The 20,230-nt window shown below is 64.6% G+C and carries 16 protein-coding genes; 5 read left to right on the top strand and 11 right to left on the bottom strand.

The genetic code is table 11. From position 1 onward, the window contains the following. The first annotated feature begins 67 nt into the window (after positions 1-67). A complete protein-coding gene (gene glnA, locus FYJ28_RS00345; protein ID WP_055241744.1) occupies positions 68-1,492 on the top strand; it encodes a type I glutamate--ammonia ligase in 1,425 nt (474 codons plus the stop codon). Between the two features lie 147 nt (positions 1,493-1,639). Next, the gene (locus FYJ28_RS00340) at positions 1,640-2,761 is read left to right on the top strand and encodes a serine hydrolase domain-containing protein (protein ID WP_154577905.1); all 1,122 of its coding nucleotides are present in this window, start codon (positions 1,640-1,642) and stop codon (positions 2,759-2,761) included. A 5-nt stretch (positions 2,762-2,766) separates the two neighbouring features. Here the strand turns inward: FYJ28_RS00340 and FYJ28_RS17190 are convergent, their stop codons facing one another. From FYJ28_RS17190 to FYJ28_RS00315, 5 genes are all read right to left on the bottom strand, one after another. Beyond that, the gene (locus FYJ28_RS17190) at positions 2,767-2,955 is read right to left on the bottom strand and encodes a hypothetical protein (RefSeq protein ID WP_229780058.1); all 189 of its coding nucleotides are present in this window, start codon (positions 2,953-2,955) and stop codon (positions 2,767-2,769) included. Positions 2,956-3,253: 298 nt separating this feature from the next. Next, on the bottom strand, positions 3,254-3,982 hold the full coding sequence (locus FYJ28_RS00330; RefSeq protein WP_055241750.1) for an amino acid ABC transporter ATP-binding protein: 729 nt from the start codon (positions 3,980-3,982) through the stop codon (positions 3,254-3,256). Continuing rightward, the gene (locus tag FYJ28_RS00325; RefSeq protein WP_055241752.1) at positions 3,979-5,454 is read right to left on the bottom strand and encodes an amino acid ABC transporter substrate-binding protein/permease; all 1,476 of its coding nucleotides are present in this window, start codon (positions 5,452-5,454) and stop codon (positions 3,979-3,981) included. Before FYJ28_RS00325 ends, FYJ28_RS00330 begins: the two co-directional genes overlap by 4 nt. Positions 5,455-5,553: 99 nt before the next feature. Beyond that, the gene (locus tag FYJ28_RS00320; RefSeq protein WP_154577903.1) at positions 5,554-8,577 is read right to left on the bottom strand and encodes a bifunctional [glutamine synthetase] adenylyltransferase/[glutamine synthetase]-adenylyl-L-tyrosine phosphorylase; all 3,024 of its coding nucleotides are present in this window, start codon (positions 8,575-8,577) and stop codon (positions 5,554-5,556) included. Positions 8,578-8,593: 16 nt separating this feature from the next. Next, a complete protein-coding gene (locus FYJ28_RS00315) occupies positions 8,594-9,934 on the bottom strand; it encodes a glutamine synthetase family protein (protein WP_055241758.1) in 1,341 nt (446 codons plus the stop codon). 251 nt (positions 9,935-10,185) lie between these two features. Between FYJ28_RS00315 and panB the strand changes: the two genes are divergently transcribed. Next, on the top strand, positions 10,186-11,040 hold the full coding sequence (gene panB / locus FYJ28_RS00310) for a 3-methyl-2-oxobutanoate hydroxymethyltransferase (RefSeq protein ID WP_055241760.1): 855 nt from the start codon (positions 10,186-10,188) through the stop codon (positions 11,038-11,040). A gap of 19 nt (positions 11,041-11,059) precedes the next feature. Here the strand turns inward: panB and FYJ28_RS00305 are convergent, their stop codons facing one another. Continuing rightward, a complete protein-coding gene (locus FYJ28_RS00305; RefSeq protein WP_152969970.1) occupies positions 11,060-11,224 on the bottom strand; it encodes an SPOR domain-containing protein in 165 nt (54 codons plus the stop codon). Positions 11,225-11,327: 103 nt separating this feature from the next. Here FYJ28_RS00305 and map point away from each other — a divergent pair, with 103 nt between their 5' ends. Further along, positions 11,328-12,206 (top strand): type I methionyl aminopeptidase, encoded by an 879-nt coding sequence (map, locus tag FYJ28_RS00300; RefSeq protein WP_055241762.1) that lies wholly within the window; start codon positions 11,328-11,330, stop codon positions 12,204-12,206. A 24-nt stretch (positions 12,207-12,230) separates the two neighbouring features. Beyond that, a complete protein-coding gene (gene ppgK, locus FYJ28_RS00295) occupies positions 12,231-13,028 on the top strand; it encodes a polyphosphate--glucose phosphotransferase (protein WP_055241763.1) in 798 nt (265 codons plus the stop codon). 77 nt (positions 13,029-13,105) lie between these two features. On the opposite strand, the gene nrdR is transcribed toward ppgK, so the two are convergent. The 5 genes from nrdR to lspA form a co-directional block, all read right to left on the bottom strand. Beyond that, on the bottom strand, positions 13,106-13,603 hold the full coding sequence (gene nrdR / locus FYJ28_RS00290) for a transcriptional regulator NrdR (RefSeq protein WP_055241765.1): 498 nt from the start codon (positions 13,601-13,603) through the stop codon (positions 13,106-13,108). A 95-nt stretch (positions 13,604-13,698) separates the two neighbouring features. Then, the gene (hisD, locus tag FYJ28_RS00285) at positions 13,699-15,060 is read right to left on the bottom strand and encodes a histidinol dehydrogenase (protein WP_326831399.1); all 1,362 of its coding nucleotides are present in this window, start codon (positions 15,058-15,060) and stop codon (positions 13,699-13,701) included. A gap of 14 nt (positions 15,061-15,074) precedes the next feature. Then, positions 15,075-18,614: a DNA polymerase III subunit alpha gene (dnaE, locus tag FYJ28_RS00280; protein ID WP_326831398.1), complete on the bottom strand. Its 3,540-nt coding sequence runs from the start codon at positions 18,612-18,614 to the stop codon at positions 15,075-15,077. A gap of 27 nt (positions 18,615-18,641) precedes the next feature. After that, positions 18,642-19,577, bottom strand: a complete 936-nt coding sequence (locus FYJ28_RS00275) for an RluA family pseudouridine synthase (RefSeq protein ID WP_154577901.1) — start codon at positions 19,575-19,577, stop codon at positions 18,642-18,644. Then, entirely contained in the window at positions 19,570-20,142 is a 573-nt protein-coding gene (lspA, locus tag FYJ28_RS00270) for a signal peptidase II (protein ID WP_055241771.1), read from the bottom strand. Before lspA ends, FYJ28_RS00275 begins: the two co-directional genes overlap by 8 nt. Positions 20,143-20,230: the final 88 nt, after the last annotated feature.

The raw sequence follows: 20,230 nt of genomic DNA, 5'->3' as shown, positions 1-20,230 counted from the left end.
ACTGGCGCAAGGACAGGCCCACCGCCCGAGGCCTTCCAACCAAACATGTATAAGGAGCATAGACACGATGTTCAAGAATGCGGACGAGGTCCTCAAGTTCATCGCTGACGAAGATGTGAAGTTCGTCGACATCCGTTTCACCGACCTGCCCGGAGTGCAGCAGCACTTCAACGTACCCGCCAAGTCAGTGGACGCCGACTTCTTCATCAACGGCCAGCTCTTCGACGGATCCTCCATCCGCGGTTTCCAGGGAATCGCCGAATCCGACATGCAGCTGATCCCCGATGTGACCACCGCATTCCTGGACCCGTTCCGCATTGAGAAGACGCTCGCCCTGAACTTCTCGATCGTCAACCCCCGCACCGGCGAGCCCTACCACCGCGATCCCCGCGGCGTAGCTGAGCGCGCTGAGGCATACCTCGCGTCCACCGGCATTGCGGACACGGCCTTCTTTGCTCCCGAAGCCGAGTTCTTCATCTTCGACAACGTCCAGTATGAGTCCGCTCCGCAGGGCAGCTTCTACAAGGTGGACTCCATCGAGGCACCCTGGAACAGCGGCCGGGAAGAAGAGGGCGGCAACCTCGGCAACAAGACGCCGTTCAAGGGCGGCTACTTCCCCGTAGCTCCGGTGGACAAGCAGGCCGACCTGCGCGACGCCATCTGCGTTGAGCTGGACAACGCCGGCCTTGAGGTTGAGCGCTCCCACCACGAAGTTGGCGGCGCCGGCCAGGCAGAGATCAACTACAAGTTCACCACCCTGACCCACGCGGCCGATGACCTGCTCAAGTTCAAGTACATCGTCAAGAACGTTGCCGATGCCTGGGGCAAGTCCGCAACCTTCATGCCGAAGCCGATCTTCAACGACAACGGTTCGGGCATGCACTGCCACCAGTCGCTCTGGAACGGCGGCGAGCCGCTCTTCTACGACGAGAAGGGCTACGCGGGCCTCTCCGACATTGCCCGCTGGTACATCGGCGGCCTGCTGAAGCACGCTTCAGCCGTTCTGGCATTCACGAACCCGACGGTGAACTCCTACCGCCGCCTGGTCAAGGGCTTCGAAGCTCCGGTCAACATGGTCTACTCGCAGGGCAACCGCTCGGCCGGTATCCGTATCCCGATCACCGGTTCGAACCCGAAGGCCAAGCGCATCGAGTTCCGCGCACCGGATCCCTCCTCCAACCCGTACCTGGCCTTCGCTGCACAGCTGATGGCAGGCCTGGACGGCATCAAGAACCGCATTGAGCCGGCCGACCCGATCGACAAGGACCTCTACGAGCTCCCGGCCGAGGAAGCCAAGGACATCCAGAAGGCTCCGGGCTCCCTCGAGGAAGCCCTGGATGCCCTCGAAGCGGACAACGAGTTCCTGCAGGCCGGCGGTGTGTTCACCCAGGACATGATTGACGCCTGGATCGCCTACAAGCGCGAATACGAGATCCTGCCGCTCGCCATGCGCCCGAACCCCTTCGAGTTCGAGCTCTACTACGGCGTCTAAGACGTAACCGGTTCCGGCCACAGGAGGGCCCGCACAGCTGCCGAAAGGCGGCGGTGCGGGCCCTTTTGCGTTACCCGGCTTCCCCACCAGCACAGCGCCTGCCAGTGGGCCTTGACCGGTACCCGCGGAGTGGGTCAGGGTGTACCCATGCCGCAGATAACCGAGGAACTGTGGGATGCAGTGGACTCGCGGGTGGAATCGTGCTGGTGCCCGGGACTGGTAGCCGGGGTGCGGATTGGCGGCGAGCTGGAAGTCCATTCCTGCGGCACATACGCCTTCGGCAGCCCCCGCGCAATGGACACGTCCACGCCCTTCCGGATCTCTTCCCTGAGTAAGCTCGTGGGCGGTGCCCTTGCACTCAGCCTGGTAGACGATGGAACGCTGGCCCTGGACGACGACGCCGCACGCTGGCTTCCACAGCTGGCGGACCTTCGGGTCCTGGCCACTCCGGATGCCCCGCTGTCCGTCACCGTCCCGGCACGCGGGCCGGTGACCGTCCGCCACCTGCTGACCCTGACTGCCGGCTTCGGAGTCGACTTCGGGCACACGCCCTATGCCGCGGCGACCCGGGACCTGCTCTGGGGCCCCAATCCGCCGGCCATGGAACCGGATGCTTACCTTGACCAGCTGGGCAGCCTCCCGCTCGCTGCGCAGCCCGGGGAACGGTGGATGTACCACGCGGGTGCCGACGTGCTCTCAGCGTTGCTTGCGGCCGCTGCCGGCATGCCGCTGCGCGAACTGGTTGCCGAACGGATATCCGCCCCGCTGGGACTCACCGCCACGGGTTTCCCGTCCGGAAACGAGGAGTTTCCAGCCGTTTACGAGTCCACGGCCTCCGGACTGGTGGAAGCGGCCGCCTACCGGGACGCGTTCGCGTCCCCTCCGGTGTTCGAGTCCCTTGCCGGGGGCCTGGTCTCAACAGTCCCTGACTACCTGACGTTCCTCGCGGCCCTGGCAGATGACCGGCTGCTCCCCCGCGGACTGCGGGAGTCCATGACCTCAGACCAGCTGGCCGGCAGCCAGCGCGCCGGCGCCGCGGAGATGAACGGTCCGGATGAGTCCTGGGGCTACCTCACCGGCGTCCAGACAGGGCCGGGGCCGGTCTGGTCGGATCCCGGAATGTGGGGCTGGGCCGGTGGATCCGGAACCAGTGCGGCGGTCTACCCGAACGGGGACATCGGGGTGGTTTTCACCCAGCGCTTCCTGGGCGGCCCCGGCGACGGCTTCGACTGGTTCTGGGAACCCCTCGGTGCCGCGCGGGGCCGCTGAGAGGATCAGGTCCGCGGCTGCGCCGGGTTGGTGGGGACACCCTGTGACGGCGGGTTGATCTTCGGCCCGGCGGTGGCTGGGGAAACCTTGGAGCCTGCCGAGCCCTCGCTCATTTCCGGATTGTCCTCCGGGATGGACCCGCTGGGTTCCGCACCGTTCTTCAGCGAGTCGAGCCGCGCTTCGAGAACCTGCACTACCGGGAGGCGGTTCCCGTGCTCCCGTTCGTAGGACAGCAGGGCGGAGATACCGTCCTGGTCCAGCGCGGTGATCCGGGTGGGCAGGGTACCGAGCGGAATATGGTCGTAATCGGGAAGCGGCAGGTTATCGTGGGCGGTGTTTCCGTCATGGATCCTCCTACGGTTCGGTTCCGATAATCAGCCACCTTATCGTCTTCCCCGCCGTCACGGCCAACCTGGACTCCCGGAGCTTAACGCACGACGGCGGTGAGGCACCCAGCCGGGCACCGCACCGCCGTCGTAGTCAGCTGCGGTCCTAGAGGACCTTCGCCAGGAAGTCCTGCAGCCGCGGGGACTGCGGATTGCCGAAGAGTTCCTCGGGTGAGTTCTCCTCGACGATCAGGCCGTCGGCCATGAAGACCACACGGTCGGCGACTTCGCGGGCGAAGCCCATCTCGTGGGTGACCACGACCATGGTCATGCCCTCCTGCGCCAGGTCACGGATGACCTGCAGCACCTCGCCCACCATCTCCGGGTCAAGTGCCGACGTAGCCTCGTCAAAGAGCATCACATCCGGCTTCATGGCCAGGGCACGGGCAATCGCCACACGCTGCTTCTGCCCGCCGGAGAGCTGTGCCGGACGGGCGTCGGCCTTGTCTGACAGGCCAACACGGTCCAGCAGTGCCAGGGCATTTTTGCGGACCTCGTCCTTGGAACCCTTCTTCAGTTCCACCGGTGCCAGCATGATGTTCTCCAGCACGGACATGTGCGGGAACAGATTGAAGTGCTGGAACACCATGCCGATGTGCTGGCGGACCTTGTTCAGGTCTACCTTCGGATCAGTGAGGTCGAAGCCGTCGATGACGACCTTGCCGCCGGTGATGTCCTCAAGCTTGTTCAGGCACCTCAGGAACGTGGACTTGCCTGAACCGGACGGGCCAATCACGCAGACAACTTCACCCTCGGCGACGGCAACGTCCAGACCCTTCAGGACCTCGACCGGACCGTAGGACTTGCGCAGGCCAATGGTTTGGATCTTGCTCACTTGTTGAACCTCTTATCCAGGACGTCCGCCAGCTTGGTCAGCAGCGTGATGACGATGAAGTACAGGGCGGCGACGATGATGAGGACCTCGGCGGTCCGGAAGTTCACCGCGTAGACCTGCTGCGCCTGGTACGTCAGTTCCGCGAAGCCGATAACGGCCAGCAGTGACGTGTCCTTCAGCGTAATGACGAACTGGTTAATGAAGGACGGCGTCATGATCTTCACGGCCTGCGGAATGACGATCTTCTGCATGGTCTTGCCGTAGCCAAGGCCGAGGCTGCGGGCAGCTTCCATCTGGCCCGGGTCCACGGACTGAATACCTCCGCGCACGATTTCAGTCATGTAGGCACCGGCGTTGAGGCTCAGCGTCAGCACGCCTGCGGTCAGCACGTCGACCGGCTGGCCAATGATCTGGGGCAGGCCGAAGTAGAAGAAGAAGGCCTGGACCAGCACCGGGGTGCCGCGGAAGATGCTCACATATGTGGTGGCGATGCCGCGCAGCACAATCTTGGAGCTGACCTTGAAGAAACCGAAGATCACGCCCAGGATCAGCGCGAAGAACAGGGACAGGGCCGTTGCCAGCAGTGTCAGGCCAAGGCCCTTGGCGAAGGCCGGGGCGTTGTCAGTCACGAGGGACCAGAAGCTGGAGTCAGCGGCGCCGGCATCCAGGTAGCGGTCCAGGATCTCGTCGTACTCCCCGGATTCCTGGAGGTTCGCCAGACCGGCGTTGAATGCCTCAAGCAGTTCCGGGTTGGTCTCTGCGTTCACCGCGAAGCCGTAGGAGGAGCCCACCTCTTTGTCCGTGACCGTCTTCAGGCCGTTGCCGGACTTGATTCCGTAGGCCAGGACGGGATAGTCGTCGAAGACAGCTACCGAGGAGCCGGCCTTGACGTCGTCGTACATCTGGGCAGACTGGGCGAAGGCGATGACGTCGAAGCCATACTCTTCGCGGATGGATTCGGCGAAGGCCTGGCCTTCGGTGCCGGTCTTGACCGCGACGCGCTTGCCCTCGAGATCCTCGTAACCGGTGATCTCGTTGTTGTTCTCCGCCACGGCCATCTGGATGCCGGATTCAAAGTACGGGTCCGAGAAGTCGAAGACCTTTTGCCGTTCCTCCGTGATGGACATGCCGGCGATCACGCCGTCCACCTGGTTGGACTGCAGCGCCTGGAGAGCGGCGTCGAACCCGAGGGAACGGATTTCAACCGAGAAATCCTGGTCTTCGGCGATCGCGTTCATCAGGTCGATGTCGATGCCGACGAGTTCACCGTTTTCGCGGAACTCGAACGGGGCGAAGGTTGTGTCAGTACCGATGGTGTAGGTCTTGCCCGCCACGCTGTCCGACGCCGGTGAGGTGGCCGCGAGGGCCCCGGAGGCGGGGACGCCCACAAGCAGCGCTATGGCCGCCAGCAGGGTGGTGATGGGAACCGCGAGTGAGGCCGGGCCTTTCAGCGCCCGTTTGCCACTGTGCAAAGTAAACGTCTCCTAGCTAATGGTTCGCGGCGATGCGCAGCAAACGCCACAAAAAGCCTACTAGGAATGCGGACACCGAAATTACCGCGGGGTCCCAAATCAGCTGTCTTCGAGTCCGTAGCCGTAAAACCAGCGTTCGAAGACGGCACGGGCACGGCGGGTGATCCGCAGATAGTCTTCCTCCAAAACCCCGCCCTGACCTGCGGCGTAACCGCACCAGCGTGCCACCGCCTCCAGTTCCCGGCGGGAGGAGGGCAGTACATCGGGGTTCCTTCCGCCACGAATCACATTTGCACAACGGATCCGGCTGGCAAGCAGCCAGCTCTCCCGCAGCATGGCTGTATCCGGGTCGGGGAGGAACCCTGCGTCAGAGATCGCGTCGAGTGCAGGAAGGGTGGCAGTGGTCCGCAGGGCAGGGTATTCACGTGCATGCTGCAGCTGCAGCAGCTGCACGAGCCATTCAACGTCGCTGAGGCCGCCGCGGCCGAGCTTGAGCTGCCGGGACGGGTCCGCTCCCCGCGGAAGCCGTTCCGATTCGACCCGTGCCTTGATCCTCCGGATTTCCCGTACATCGGATTCGGACAGCGTTTCGGGATACCGGATCGGGTCGATCAGGGAGAGGAAGTCCTCGCCCAGACGGTCGTCCCCCGCCATGGGGCGTGCCCGCAGCAGCGCCTGCGCTTCCCAGGCAAGGGACCAGCGTTCGTAGTAACCGGAGTAGGAGTCGAGGCTGCGCACCAGCGGCCCCTGCCGCCCCTCGGGCCGCAGGCCGGCGTCGAGCACCAGGACCCGCTCGGCCTGCACTGCCGGCCGGCAGGGCTGCTGCAGCAGGGAAGAAACCATCTGGATGATCCGCTCGGCCTGCCCCTGTGCAGCCTGCGGGTCTGAGCCCGGCAGCGGCCGGTGGACGTAGAGTACGTCGGCGTCGGACCCGTAGCCGATCTCCCGCCCGCCCTGGCGGCCCATTGCCACCACCAGCAGTTCGGTCAGCTGCTCTTCCTGGGCATAAACCTCGTTTTCGGCGGCGTGCAGCGTACCCAGCACGGCGGCCCGGTCATTGTCTGCCAGTGCCCTGCCCACTTCTTCCTGGGTGATCAGGCCGGCGCTGTCTGCCAGTGCGATGCGCAGCATTTCGCGGCGCCGGATCAGGCGGATCAGGCGCACGGCTTCGTCCGGCCGCGGATGACGGGACATTTTCGCCCGCATCTCCTGCCAGAGGGAGTCGAAGCTGACCGGCTGGAGGTCCTTGTCGCTGCCCAGCCACACGGTGGACTCCGGTGAGACTTCCAGCAGTTCGCTGATGAACCGTGAGGAAGAGAGGATCTGGCAGAGCCGCTCCCCCGCGGCCGAAGAGTCGCGGATCATCCCCAGGAACCAGTGGCTGTCCCCCAGCGATTCGCTCAGGCGCCGGAAACCGAGCAGTCCGGCGTCGGGGTCCACGCCGTCACCGAGCCAGCCCAGCAGCACGGGCAGCAGCTGACGCTGCAGGGCTGCCCGGCGGCTGATGCCGTTGGTTAGTGCCTCAATATGCCGCATGGCCCCGCGCGGATCGGCGTAGCCAAGGGCAGCCAGCCGGGCCTGGGCGGCTTCCGGGCTGAGCCGAACCTCGGCTTCGGAAAGGTTCGCTGCCGTGGCCAGCAGCGGACGGTAGAAGATCGCCTCATGCAGCCGGCGGACCAGGCGCTTGGTGCGCTGCCAGTTCTCCAGGAGCCGCTCGGCGCTGGGACGGACCAGTGCCAGGGCACCGGCAGAGGATTTCGAGAGCGCCCGCAGTGCGGCGTCGGACTCCGGCATGAGGTGGGTCCGGCGCATGTGGACCATCTGGATCCGGTGTTCTAGCACCCGAAGGTAGCGGTACGCGGCATCCAGGTCGGCGGCGTCGCCCCTGCCTATGTAACCGCCCTCGCTGAGCGCCGCGATAGCAGCGGTGGTGGTGCGGACCCGCAGGCTTTCATCGATCCGGCCGTGAACCAGCTGAAGCAGCTGGACAGTGAACTCGACGTCCCTCAGCCCGCCCTTGCCCAGCTTGATCTGCCGGGTCTCTTCGTGGGTGGGAATGTGGTCGGTGACCCGGCGGCGCATCGCCTGCACTGACTCGACGAAGCCATCCCGTTCGGAACTGGACCAGATCAGCGGCGCGACGGCGTCCTCATAGCGGCGGCCAAGATCCGGATCACCGGCCACGGCGCGCGCTTTGAGCAGGGCCTGGAACTCCCAGGTCTGCGCCCACCGCTGATAGTAGGACAGGTGGGAGTCGAGGGTACGGACCAGCGGCCCGTCCTTGCCTTCGGGCCGCAGGTTGGCGTCAACGTCCCACAGTCCCGGCTCCGGGGCCGAGGCGTTGATGACGCGTGAGATCCCCGCAGCCATGGCGGTTCCGATGCGTGCGGCCAGGGTTTCATCAAGGTCCGGCGCTTCCATCACGTAGATCACGTCGACGTCGGAAATGTAGTTCAGTTCACTGGCGCCGCACTTGCCCATACCGATCACGGCCAGATGGACCGCCGAGACGTCGGCCGGGTCAAATGCTTCGGCCAGTTCTGCCCTGGACACGGCCAGTGCAGCTTCGAGCGCAGCACCTGCCAGGTCAGCCAGTTCCCGCCCGACGGCGGGCATGGTGTCTTCCGGCGAAGCCGCCCCGAGGTCCCTGATCGCCAAATCCAGCAGGTGCCTGCGGTACCGGGTGCGCAGCTGCACATAGGCATCGGTCCCGGTCAGCCGGGCCACCGGGTTGGGGCCCGAGCCGGCCTGTACCGATTCAAGCAGCGAGGCACGCAGCGTCCGGACCGGTGTCTGGCCCGGTTCGGCGCGCAGGCCGGTCCGGAACAGGTCCGCGTTCTCCGGGTGCCGCATCACGAACTCTGCCAGCGCCTCCGAGGCTCCGAGTACCCGGAAGAGCGCTTCGCTTTCGTCCTGGTCGGCACTGACCAGCTCCCCGAGGGAAGGGATGCGGGAGAGCAGGCGTACAAGGGACTGAAGCGCCATGTCCGGGTTTGCGGACCGCACAAACCCGGCGAAGAGCCGTTCCTGGTCGATCCCGGAAAGTTCCGGGGCACCCAGGAACCGTTCGCTTTTCTCGAGATCCGTAAAACCGGCTGCGATCAGGCGTCTGGTCAGGCTCATCGGCGCTCCGCTTCCCTTAGAGGATGCTCAGGTTCTTCTTCAGCTCGAAGGCAGTGACCTGCTGGCGGTATTCGTTCCAGTCGGCCTGCTTGTTCCGCAGGAAGTTTTCGAAGACCTGCTCGCCAAGGATGTCCGCCACGAGTTCTGAATCCTCCATGACCCGAATCGCGTCATGCAGGCTCGAGGGAAGGGGCGCGTGGCCCATGGCGCGGCGTTCGGCAGCGCTCAGCGACTCAATGTCATCCTCGGCGCCCGGCGGCAGCTCGTAGCCTTCTTCGATGCCCTTCAGCCCTGCCCCGAGGAGTACGGCGTAGGACAGGTACGGGTTGGCGGCGGAGTCGATCCCGCGGTATTCGATCCGTGCGGACTGGCCCTTGCCGGGCTTGTACAGCGGCACACGCAGCAGGGCTGAGCGGTTGTTGTGGCCCCAGGAGAGGTAGCTGGGGGCTTCCCCGCCGCCCCAGAGCCGCTTGTAGGAGTTCACGAACTGGTTGGTGACGGCAGTGAATTCCGGTGCATGCCGCAGGATTCCAGCCATGAACTGGCGTGCGGTAGCGGAGAGCTGGAACTCGGCGCCTGCTTCGAAGAACGCGTTGGAGTCGCCCTCAAAGAGCGAGAAGTGGGTGTGCATCCCCGAACCGGGGTGATCGGAAAACGGCTTCGGCATAAACGTCGCGTAGCAGTTGGTCATCAGAGCGACCTCTTTGACCACCGTTCGGAACGTCATGATGTTGTCTGCGGTCTGCAGGGCATCCGCGTAGCGCAAATCGATTTCGTTCTGGCCGGGGCCGGCTTCGTGGTGGCTGAACTCAACGGAGATGCCCACGGCTTCCAGCATCGAAACCGCTGTGCGGCGGAAGTCCTGGGCCACACCGCCGGGAACATGGTCGAAATAGCCTGCCCTGTCCACCGGCACCGGCTCGCCGTCGGGGCCTGGCTGGTCCGACTTCAGCAGGTAGAACTCGATTTCCGGGTGCGTGTAGCAGGTGAAGCCCATGTCGGCGGCCTTGGCGAGCTGGCGCTTCAGCACGTAGCGGGGATCGGCAGCGGAGGGCTGGCCATCCGGGGTGAGGATGTCGCAGAACATCCGGGAAGTCTGCTCTTCGTCGCCGCGCCAGGGCAGGATCTGGAACGTTGAGGGGTCCGGCTGGGCCAGCATGTCCGATTCGAAGATCCGGGCCAGTCCCTCAATGGAGGAACCGTCGAAGCCCAGGCCCTCTTCAAAGGCCCCTTCCACCTCAGCCGGTGCCAGGGCCACGGACTTCATGGAACCCACCACGTCGGTAAACCACAGCCGGACAAACCGCACGTCGCGTTCTTCGATCGTTCGCAGAACGAATTCCTGCTGGCGGTTCATGCTTAACCTCTTTCGCTGTACTTCGCTTGGCGGTCCCTTGTCCGGACTGCCACCCGGGCTTCCGAAGGCAGGCCGGCACATGGGGCCGGGCTGCAGGGCAGGCTGGCTCGGCGGTGCGCGCAACCTGCAATTACTCTACCCAGCCGCGGCCCTTTTCCGGCCCAGCGCATCGCGTGGCTCGCGGACATTACGCGCAAGGCAATAAACCGCGGCCGGGCACGGTGCAGCCCAACCTTTAGTAGTCTCGAAGAATGACCAGCGCTGAACAGCCCAAACCGTACGGCACCGAGCAGGCAGCGGCACCGGTGCCGCCCCGGCGGGTACGAACCTCCTACCTCCAGCAGCTCAAGGACACCGGCGGCAGGTTCGCCATGCTTACGGCCTATGACCAGTACACGGCCCAGATTTTCGACGAGGCCGGCATCGAGACCCTGCTGATCGGCGACTCTGCGGCCAACAACGTCATGGGACACGAGACAACGCTGCCCATCACCCTCGATGAAATGATCGTTTTCGCAAAGTCCGTCTCGGCCGGAGCCAGGCGGGCACTGATTGTCTGCGATCTTCCCTTCGGCTCCTACGAGGTGTCCCCTGCCCAGGCCATCGAGTCCTCCGTCCGGCTGATGAAGGAGGCAGGGGTGCAGGCCGTGAAGATGGAGGGCGGCGCCCACTACGCCGGCCATGTGCGGGCGATGACAGCAGCCGGCATCCCGGTCATGGCGCACGTTGGCTTCACCCCGCAGAGCGAGCACGCCCTGGGCGGCTACAAGGTGCAGGGCCGCGGTGACGCAGCGCAGGCGGTGATTGACGACGCCGTCGCCCTGGCTGATGCGGGTGCCTTCTGCGTGCTGATGGAAATGGTTCCGGCCGATGTCGCAGCCGCCGTTGACGCAGCTGTGCGCGTACCGACGATCGGCATTGGGGCCGGCAACGCAACTACCGGCCAGGTGCTGGTGTGGCAGGACATGGCCGGCATGCGCGGCGGCAAGGCGCCGAAGTTCGTCAAGGCTTTCGCGGACGTGCGCTCAGTGCTTTCAGCTGCGGCGAAGGAGTACGGGGACGAGGTCCGCAGCGGATCCTTCCCCGGCCCGGAGCACAGCTTCTAGCGGGCGCCGCCCGGCCGGCCTAGTCGTCGTCCTGTCGGTCCCAGGCTTCGTTGCGGGCCTGGACCTTCTGCAGGGCAGCTGCGGCTTCTTCCCGGGTCTTGTACGGGCCCAGCAGCTTCGTCCAGTCCGACTGGGGGCCCACCTCGATTTCATGGGTGGACAGGTTGAACCAGTACTCGGCCATGGGCCCTCCTTTGGTCGGCGCCGTCCGGCCGATTGGGCCGCACCGTGGCGCACATTCACCGTCCCATGCAGCAGCACGGAACGCTGGCGATAAGATCGATACTATGCCCCAGAATATTGCCACCGCACCCCTTGGCCGCCTGCAGCCGGGATCGGTCTCTCCCCGACGGCATGTGCCGTCGTCGATTGCCCGTCCCGAATATGTGGACAGGGACGCGCCGGCGAAATTCACGGGTTCGGAAGTCAAGTCCGCCGAGACCATCGAGAAGATCCGCATCGCCAGCCGGATCGCGGCACAGGCGATTGTCGAGGTGGGCAACCGGATCGAACCGGGTGTCACTACCGATGAACTGGACCGCGTGGCACACGAGTTCCTGATGGACCACAAGGCCTACCCCTCCACACTGGGCTACCGGCACTTCCCCAAGTCGATCTGCACCTCCATTAATGAGGTCATCTGCCACGGCATCCCGGATACAACCGTCATCCAGGACGGCGACATCGTCAACGTGGACATCACCGCCTACATCAATGGTGTCCACGGGGATACCAACTACACGTTCCTGGCGGGCGATGTGGACGAGGAATCCCGGCTGCTGGTCGAGCGCACCGCGGAATCCCTGCGGCGCGCCATCAAGGCCGTAATGCCCGGGCGTGAAATCAACGTTATTGGGCGTGCCATTGAGTCTTACGCCAAGCGGTTCGGCTACGGTGTGGTTCGGGACTTCACCGGCCACGGCGTGGGCGAGGCTTTCCATACCGGCCTGATTATCCCGCACTATGACGCCGCGCCTGCCTACAGCCGCCTCATTGAGACCGGGATGGTGTTTACCATTGAGCCTATGCTCACCCTCGGGACGATTGAGTGGGACATGTGGGAGGACAACTGGACCGTGGTCACAAAGGACCGCAAACGCACCGCCCAGTTTGAACATACCCTGCTAGTCACTGACAACGGCGCCGAAATCCTGACCCTGCCCTAGGGCAACGCCTAGCACTGGAGAACCATGGCCAAGAAGCACAAGACCAAGCACGACGCCGTTATCGGTATCGACATCGGCGGTACCGGCATCAAGGGCGGGATCGTTGATCTCGCCAAGGGCAAGCTGATCGGTGACCGTTTCCGGATCCCGACGCCGCAGCCCGCGACTCCCGAGGCCGTTGCCGGCGTCGTCGGCCAGATTGTTGCCGAGCTCTCCTCCCGTCCCGAGGGTCCGGGCACCGATGTACCGGTAGGGGTGACTTTCCCGGCCATCATCCAGCACGGCGTCGCACGCTCTGCTGCCAACGTGGACAAGAGCTGGGTTGATACTGACGTTGACGCCCTGCTGACCAAAGCACTGAACCGCGAAGTGCAGGTCATGAACGACGCCGATGCCGCAGGTTTGGCGGAAGCGCGTTATGGCGCAGGCCGCGGCGTGGACGGCACCGTCCTGGTCATTACCCTGGGCACGGGCATCGGTTCAGCGCTGATCTCCAACGGGGCGCTGGTTCCGAACGCAGAACTTGGCCACCTTGAAATCGACGGTGTGGACGCCGAGACGCGTGCGTCGGCCTCGGCTCGCGAACGCGATGACATCAGCTGGGAAGAATACGCCAAGCGGCTCCAGCGGTACTTCTCCCACGTGGAGTTCCTGTTTTCCCCGGACCTGTTTGTCATTGGCGGCGGCATCTCCAAGCGCAGCGAGGACTTCCTGCCCATGCTGGACCTGCGTACCCCCATGGTCACCGCCAACCTCAAGAACAACGCGGGCATTGTGGGTGCCGCCCTTCAGGCTGCACTGCACTTCAAGTACATCAAGTAGTTCCGCCTTTTCGACATAGCAGAAAGTGCCCGTTAGAGCGTTCTAACGGGCACTTTCTGCTATCTCGATGGGGGCGGCTACTGGGCCGTGAGCGGCCGCTGTGAACCGGCCGGCACTCCCCCGCTGCGGGCTGACTCCGCCCGCAGCGCAGCGATGGCGGTTTCGAAGTCTTCCAGCGACTCGAAGGACTGGTAGACGCTGGCGAACCGCAGATAGGCCACCTGGTCCAGCTTCTGCAGCGGGCGCAGGATAGCAAGGCCCACCTCGTGCGCCTGGATCTCTGCGACACCGGAGGCACGGATGGTCTCTTCAACCTCTTGGGCCAGCAGGGCCAGGTCGTCCTCGCTCACGGGGCGGCCCTGGCAGGCTTTGCGTGCGCCGTTGATGACTTTGCTGCGGCTGAACGGCTCTGCCACGCCGGAACGTTTGATGACGCTGAGGCTGGTGGTTTCCACGGTGCTGAACCGGCGTCCGCATTCGGGACACTGCCGGCGGCGCCGGATTGCTGATCCGTCATCAGCCAGGCGGCTGTCTACGACCCGCGAGTCGGCGTTGCGGCAATACGGACAGTACATTCCTCGGTCCTTTCACACGCGGGCGGCGGGCTTGGCGCCCTCATTCTAGGTGTCCGTGCCGCCTGGTTCACAATCGGCGCGGCTGCGGCGCAGCGCTAGCCGGCGAACCGGATGCTGACCGCGTCGCCGTGGGCGGGCAGGTCTTCCGCACGTGAGAGTGCGACGACGTGCCGGCTCACTTCATCCAGGGCGTCACGGCTGTAATCGATGACCTGGATGGCACGCATAAACGTGGTCACGTTGAGTCCGGAGGAGAAAGCCGCGGTGCCGGCGGTGGGCAGCACGTGGTTTGAACCGGAGCAGTAGTCACCCAGGCTCACCGGGCTGTAGTTGCCCACAAAGATTGCACCGGCACTCGTGATCCGGCCGGCAGTGTCCCGCGCGTTGGCCGTCTGGATCTCCAGGTGTTCGGCACCGTAGGCGTTGCAGACAGCGATTCCGGCGTCCAGGCCGTCTACCAGCACGACGGCGGACTGGGCACCGGCGAGGGCAGTGCGGACCCGCTCGGTGTGTTTGGTGGCGGACACCTGGATGTCCAGCTCTGCGCGGACGGCACGGGCCAGTTCCTCGGAGTCCGTTACGAGGACGGAGGCAGCGTTGGGATCATGCTCCGCCTGGCTGATCAGGTCGGCCGCCACGAGCTTCGGCTCGGCAGAGGCATCTGCCAGCACTGCGATTTCAGTTGGGCCGGCTTCCGCGTCGATCCCCACGACGCCCTTGACCAGGCGCTTGGCAGTTGCCACGAATACGTTCCCGGGGCCGGTGACGACGTCGACCGGTTCCAGGGCGGGCCCGGCTTCAGCGGCAGGGATGCCGTAGGCAAAAGCGGCGATCGCCTGGGCTCCGCCGACGGCATAGACCTCTTCGATGCCCAGCAGTTCGGCGGCAGCAAGGATGGTGGGGTGCGGGAGGCCGCCGAATTCCTTCTGCGGGGGTGAGGCCAGGGCCAGGGAGGCAACACCGGCGGCCTGCGCCGGCACCACGTTCATGACCACGGAGGACGGGTAGACGGCCAGGCCGCCGGGCACATAGAGGCCAACCCGGTTGACCGGCACCCACCGGTGGGTCACCGTCGCGCCGTCGGCGATCGCGACTTCGACGTCGGACGGCCGCTGCGCCTGGGCAAAGACGCGGGCACGGCGGATGGACTCTTCCAGGCCCTCGCGGACCGCGGGATCAAGGTTCTCCAGCGCCGACACCAAAGCGTCGCGCGGCACCAGAGGATGGGTCTGGTGGACGCCGTCGAACTTTTCCGCCAGCTCCGCCAGCGCAGCGAAGCCGCGCGTACGGACGTCACTGATGATCGCGGCCACGGTGTCGGAAGCGACGTCCGTGGTGGTCTCGGCCCGCGGCATCAGAGTCTTCAGCTGGGCAGGGGTATGCACCTTGCCGCGCAGATCGATGGTGCGCAGGGAAGGAAAGGGCTGGTCAGTTCGTGCGTCAGCAGAAAGAGTCACAACCCCCATTCTACCTAGGCGTCGAGGCACGCAGGCCCCAGCAGCACCTTCAAGTCGCCGAAGAGCGAAGGGGTGGGGTTGACCCGCAGATCCACACCGAGTTTCATGACTTCCACCGTCCGGTTGCCGTTGAGCCGGATCTGCACTTCGGAGGTGCCCGGATGCGTCCTCAGCACGTCTCCGAGCTGGGTCACCACCGTCTCCGTGGCCTTGTAGGTCGCCATCGAAATGACCACCGGCCCCGAATGACCCTCACTGAGGTCCGGAACAGTGAGCTCCTGCGCGTTGAGGGTCACCGCGCCGTCGTCCCGGCGCTGCAGCCGGCCGCGTACGACGACGATCAGGTCCTCCGCGAGCACGGCGGCAATCGGTCCGTAGACCTGGCCAAAGAACATGACTTCCATAGACCCGGCAAGGTCCTCGATCTCGCACCGGGCGTAGGCGTTGCCGCTGTTCTTCGCGATCCGGCGCTGCAGCGAGGTAATCATGCCCGCGATGGTGACGATGGCGCCGTCGGGCGGGCCTTCTTCACTGACAATCGAGGTAATCGACGAATCCGCATGCTGGCTCAGGATCCCTTCCAGGCCCTGGAGCGGATGGTCCGAGACGTAGAGGCCGAGCATGTCACGCTCGAAGGAGAGCTTGTCCTTCTTCTCCCACTCCGGCAGGTCCGGGATGTCGATGCTGATGGAGGCTTCCGGCTCTGCCTCGCCGATGCCGGCGAAGAGGTCGAACTGGCCCACGGCTTCGTTGCGCTTGAGCACCACCACGGAGTCGATGGCTTCTTCGTGGATCATGGCCAGGGGACGCCGGGCATGGCCCATTGAGTCAAAGGCACCTGCCTTGATCAGCGACTCGATGGTGCGCTTGTTGCACACCACTGCAGGGACCTTCATGAGGAAGTCCTTGAAGTTGGTGTAGGCGCCCTTTTCCTCACGGGCGGCAACCATCGCCTGGACTACGTTGGTGCCCACGTTGCGGATGGCGCCCATGCCGAAGCGGATGTCCTTGCCCACAGGGGTGAAGTTCACTGAGGACTCGTTGACGTCCGGGGGCAGCACGGTGATGCCCATCTTGCGGCATTCGTTCAGGTACATCGCCAGCTTGTCCTTGTCATCACCAACAGAGGTGAGCAGGGCGGCCATGTATTCGGTGGGATAGTGCGCCTTGAGGTACGCGGTCCAGTAGGAAACCAGTCCGTACGCTGCGGAGTGGGCCTTGTTGAAGGCGTAGTCGGAGAACGGCAGCAGGATGTCCCACAGCGCCTTGATGGCTGCTTCGGAGTAGCCGCGGTCCACCATGCCCTGATGGAAGCCTGCGTACTGCTTGTCCAGTTCGGACTTCTTCTTCTTGCCCATGGCGCGGCGGAGGATATCTGCCTGGCCAAGCGAGAAGCCGGCCACCTTCTGGGCGATCGCCATAACCTGTTCCTGGTAGACGATCAGGCCGTAGGTGGTATCCAGGATCTCCTTGAGCGGTTCCTCCAGCTCAGGGTGGATCGGCGTGATTTCCTGGACACCGGTCTTGCGCAGCGCGTAGTTGGTGTGCGAGTTCGCGCCCATGGGGCCCGGACGGTACAGGGCGATCACAGCGGAGATGTCTTCAAAGTTGTCCGGGCGCATCAGCTTCAGCAGTGAACGCATGGGCCCGCCGTCGAGCTGGAACACACCCAGGGTGTCGCCGCTGGCCAGCAGGTCGTAGGACGCCTTGTCATCGAGCTCCAGGTGCTCGAGGTCAAGGTCGACGTCCTGGTTGAGCTTGATGTTCTCTATGGCGTCGGAAATGATCGTCAGGTTCCGCAGGCCCAGGAAGTCCATCTTGATCAGGCCGAGGCCTTCACAGGTCGGGTAGTCGAACTGCGTGATGACCTGGCCGTCCTGCTCACGCTTCATGATCGGAATGATGTCGATCAGAGGGTGCGAGGACATGATGACGCCGGCGGCGTGGACGCCCCACTGCCGCTTCAGGCCTTCAAGTCCAATAGCCGTTTCGAAAACCCGCTGGGAATCCGGGTCCGTGGCCAGCAGTTCGCGCAGCTCTTCGGCTTCGCCGTAGCGCTTGGCTTCCTTGTTGTGGACGTCGCTCAGCGAGATGCCCTTGCCCATAACGTCCGGCGGCATGGCCTTGGTCAGCCGCTCGCCCACCGAGAAGGGGTAGCCCATCACGCGGGAGGAGTCCTTCAGCGCCTGCTTGGCCTTGATGGTTCCATAGGTGACGATCATGGAGACGCGGTCAGCGCCGTACTTCTCGGTGACGTAATGGATCACCTCGGCACGGCGCCGATCATCGAAGTCGACGTCGAAGTCAGGCATGGACACACGGTCCGGGTTCAGGAAACGCTCGAAGATCAGGCCGTGGTTCAGCGGGTTCAGGTCGGTGATGCGCATGGCGTAGGCCACCATGGAGCCTGCACCGGATCCTCGGCCCGGACCAACACGGATGCCGTTCTTCTTGGCCCAGTTGATGAAGTCGGCAACCACCAGGAAGTAGCCCGGGAAGCCCATCTGGGTGATGATGCCGATCTCATACTCGGCCTGCTTGCGGACGTCGTCCGGAATGCCCTTGGGGAACCGGTAGTGCAGCCCGGCTTCGACTTCCTTGATGAACCAGGATTCCTCGTTTTCACCCGGAGGGCACGGGAAGCGCGGCATGTAGCTGGCTTTGGTGTTGAACTCGACGTCGCAGCGCTCGGCGATGAGAAGCGTGTTGTCGCAGGCCTCGGGGTAGTCCCGGAACACGGCGCGCATTTCTGCCGGTGACTTCAGGTAGAACTCATCGGCGTCGAACTTGAACCTCTTGGGGTCCGCGAGGGTGGATCCGGACTGGACGCACAGCAGGGCCGCGTGGGCCTTGGCGTCTTCCGCGTGGGTGTAGTGGAGGTCGTTGGTGGCTACGAGCGGCAGGTCCAGTTCCCTGGCCAGCTTGATGAGGTCGCCCTGGACGCTGCGTTCGATGTCCAGCCCGTGGTCCATCAGCTCGCAGAAAAAGTTGTCCTTGCCGAAGATGTCCCGGAAGTCCGAGGCCGCCTGGACGGCTTCCTTGTAGAGGCCCAGCCGCAGCTTGGTCTGTACCTCACCGGAGGGGCAGCCGGTGGTGGCGATGAGTCCATTGCCGTAGGTCTGCAGCAGGTCGCGGTCCATGCGGGGCTTGTAGAGGTAGCCCTCCAGGGAAGCCAGGGAGGACATCCGGAACAGGTTGTGCATGCCTTCGGTGTTTTCGGCCCACATTGTCATGTGGGTGTAGGCACCGGCACCGGAGACGTCGTCGCGCCCGCCGCCGCCCCACTTCACGCGTGTTTTGTCCTGACGGGCCGTGCCCGGTGTCAGGTAGGCCTCGACGCCGATGATCGGCTTGATGCCCGAGTTTCGCGCCTTGTTCCAAAAGTCGAAGGCGCCGAAGACGAACCCGTGGTCCGTCGTCGCCAGGGCATTCATGCCCAGTTCATCGGCGTGGCTGAACAGGTCGGTCAGGCGTGCCGCCCCGTCCAGCATCGAATATTCGGTGTGGTTGTGAAGGTGGACAAACGATTTCGACGAACTAGTTGCTGAAGCCACCTAACCATTCTAGGGGGCCCGGCAGGTTCAGATGTCTCCCCGGCCCAGCGCGTCGAGGGCGTACTGCAGGTCCTGCGGATAGGAGGAGACGAACTCCACCCACTCCCCTGTGCCCGGATGGCTGAACCCGAGCTTGCGGGCATGCAGCCACTGCCGGGTGAGGCCGAGTTCGGCAGCCAGGCGCGGATCCGCTCCGTAGGTGAGGTCGCCGGCGCAGGGATGGCGCAGCGCGGAAAAGTGGACGCGGATCTGGTGCGTGCGGCCTGTTTCCAGGTGCACTTCCACCAGGGAGGCCCGCCCGAACGCTTCAAGGACCTTGTAATGGGTCACAGAGTCCCGGCCATCGTCTACCACCGCAAAGCGCCAGTCGTGCCCCGGATGGCGTCCAATGGGCGCGTCGATGGTGCCCTCCAGCGGATCGGGCAGGCCCTGGACCAGGGCATGGTATTCCTTCTCCACGGTGCGGTCACGGAAGGCCTGCTTGAGCAGCGTGTAGGCGTGCTCGCTCTTGGCAACCACCATGACGCCGGAAGTTCCGACGTCGAGCCGGTGCACGATACCCTGCCGTTCTCCTGCCCCGGAGGTGGAGATGCGGTAGCCGGCGGCTGCAAGGGCGCCCACCACTGTGGGGCCCACCCATCCCGGCGAGGGGTGCGCGGCGACGCCCACTGGCTTGTCGATCACGACGAAGTGCTCATCGTCACCAAGGATCCTGAGGTCATCAACCGGCTCGACGACGACGGCCAGGGGGTCCGGCTGTTCCGGAACGTCGGCGGCCACGCTGTCCCCGGTGTGCAGCCGGTCAGACTTGGCCAGCGGCCTGCCTGCACGGGTGAGCCAGCCTTCGGCACACCAGCCGGCGGCGGTGGAACGGGAGACCTCAAGGAGCTCGGCCAGCGCTGCGTCTGCGCGCACGCCGTTGTGCTCCTCGCCGATAGTGAAGCGGGAATGGATTTCAGGCATTCGTGGTGTCCTTGCCCGTTGCTGCGGCCCGGGTGCCGTCCATGTTGATCCCCCGCAGGGTGAGCAGGCAGACGAGGATCACGCCGGAGACCACACACGAGTCTGCGATGTTGAAGATGGCGAAATTGGGAAAGGCGATGAAGTCCACCACGTGCCCCTGGCCGAAGGACGGTTCCCGGAACAGGCGGTCCGTGAGGTTCCCCACCGCGCCGCCGAGCACCAAACCAAGTGCAATGGACCAGGCGGCGGACCGCAGGCGGAACATGAGATAGATCAGGAACCCGGAGACCACGGCCATGATGATCGTGAAGATCCAGGTGTAGTCGGTGCCAATCGAGAACGCGGCACCGGGGTTCCTGATGAAGTGCCACCGCAGGACCGGCGGAAGGACGTCCGTGACCTGCCCTTCAGTCATGGTGGACACAACCCAGATCTTGGTGAGCTGGTCGAAGACCCACGCAGCCAGGGCAATGACAGCCATGATCAGCGCGTAACGGGTCAGTGCGGCCTTCGGGCGCGCGGGAGGCTGTGGCTGGGGGGCAGCGGCCCCGGAGGATTCAGTCATGGTGCTTTCGGGGAGTCGGGCAGCAGGTTTGTGCGTGGCACTTGGGCGCCGGAACGGGTCTTTCAAAGCCATGGGCCGGCGGCCGGGA

The sequence above is a fragment of the Arthrobacter sp. BL-252-APC-1A genome (assembly GCF_009696625.1).
Classification (GTDB): Bacteria; Actinomycetota; Actinomycetes; order Actinomycetales; family Micrococcaceae; genus Arthrobacter_B.
Note: the sequence above shows the minus strand (reverse complement) of the source record. Positions and strands in the feature narration are given on the sequence as shown.

What these genes read in the sequence shown, in the direction of transcription:
- FYJ28_RS00275 (WP_154577901.1), bottom strand. Translation starts at nt 19,577, where the DNA reads ATGCCTGAAATCCATTCCCGCTTCACTATCGGCGAGGAGCACAACGGC.
- glnA (WP_055241744.1), top strand. Translation starts at nt 68, where the DNA reads ATGTTCAAGAATGCGGACGAGGTCCTCAAGTTCATCGCTGACGAAGAT.
- map (WP_055241762.1), top strand. Translation starts at nt 11,328, where the DNA reads ATGCCCCAGAATATTGCCACCGCACCCCTTGGCCGCCTGCAGCCGGGA.
- panB (WP_055241760.1), top strand. Translation starts at nt 10,186, where the DNA reads ATGACCAGCGCTGAACAGCCCAAACCGTACGGCACCGAGCAGGCAGCG.
- nrdR (WP_055241765.1), bottom strand. Translation starts at nt 13,603, where the DNA reads ATGTACTGTCCGTATTGCCGCAACGCCGACTCGCGGGTCGTAGACAGC.
- FYJ28_RS00305 (WP_152969970.1), bottom strand. Translation starts at nt 11,224, where the DNA reads ATGGCCGAGTACTGGTTCAACCTGTCCACCCATGAAATCGAGGTGGGC.
- lspA (WP_055241771.1), bottom strand. Translation starts at nt 20,142, where the DNA reads ATGACTGAATCCTCCGGGGCCGCTGCCCCCCAGCCACAGCCTCCCGCG.
- FYJ28_RS00320 (WP_154577903.1), bottom strand. Translation starts at nt 8,577, where the DNA reads ATGAGCCTGACCAGACGCCTGATCGCAGCCGGTTTTACGGATCTCGAG.
- FYJ28_RS00315 (WP_055241758.1), bottom strand. Translation starts at nt 9,934, where the DNA reads ATGAACCGCCAGCAGGAATTCGTTCTGCGAACGATCGAAGAACGCGAC.
- ppgK (WP_055241763.1), top strand. Translation starts at nt 12,231, where the DNA reads ATGGCCAAGAAGCACAAGACCAAGCACGACGCCGTTATCGGTATCGAC.
- FYJ28_RS00340 (WP_154577905.1), top strand. Translation starts at nt 1,640, where the DNA reads ATGCCGCAGATAACCGAGGAACTGTGGGATGCAGTGGACTCGCGGGTG.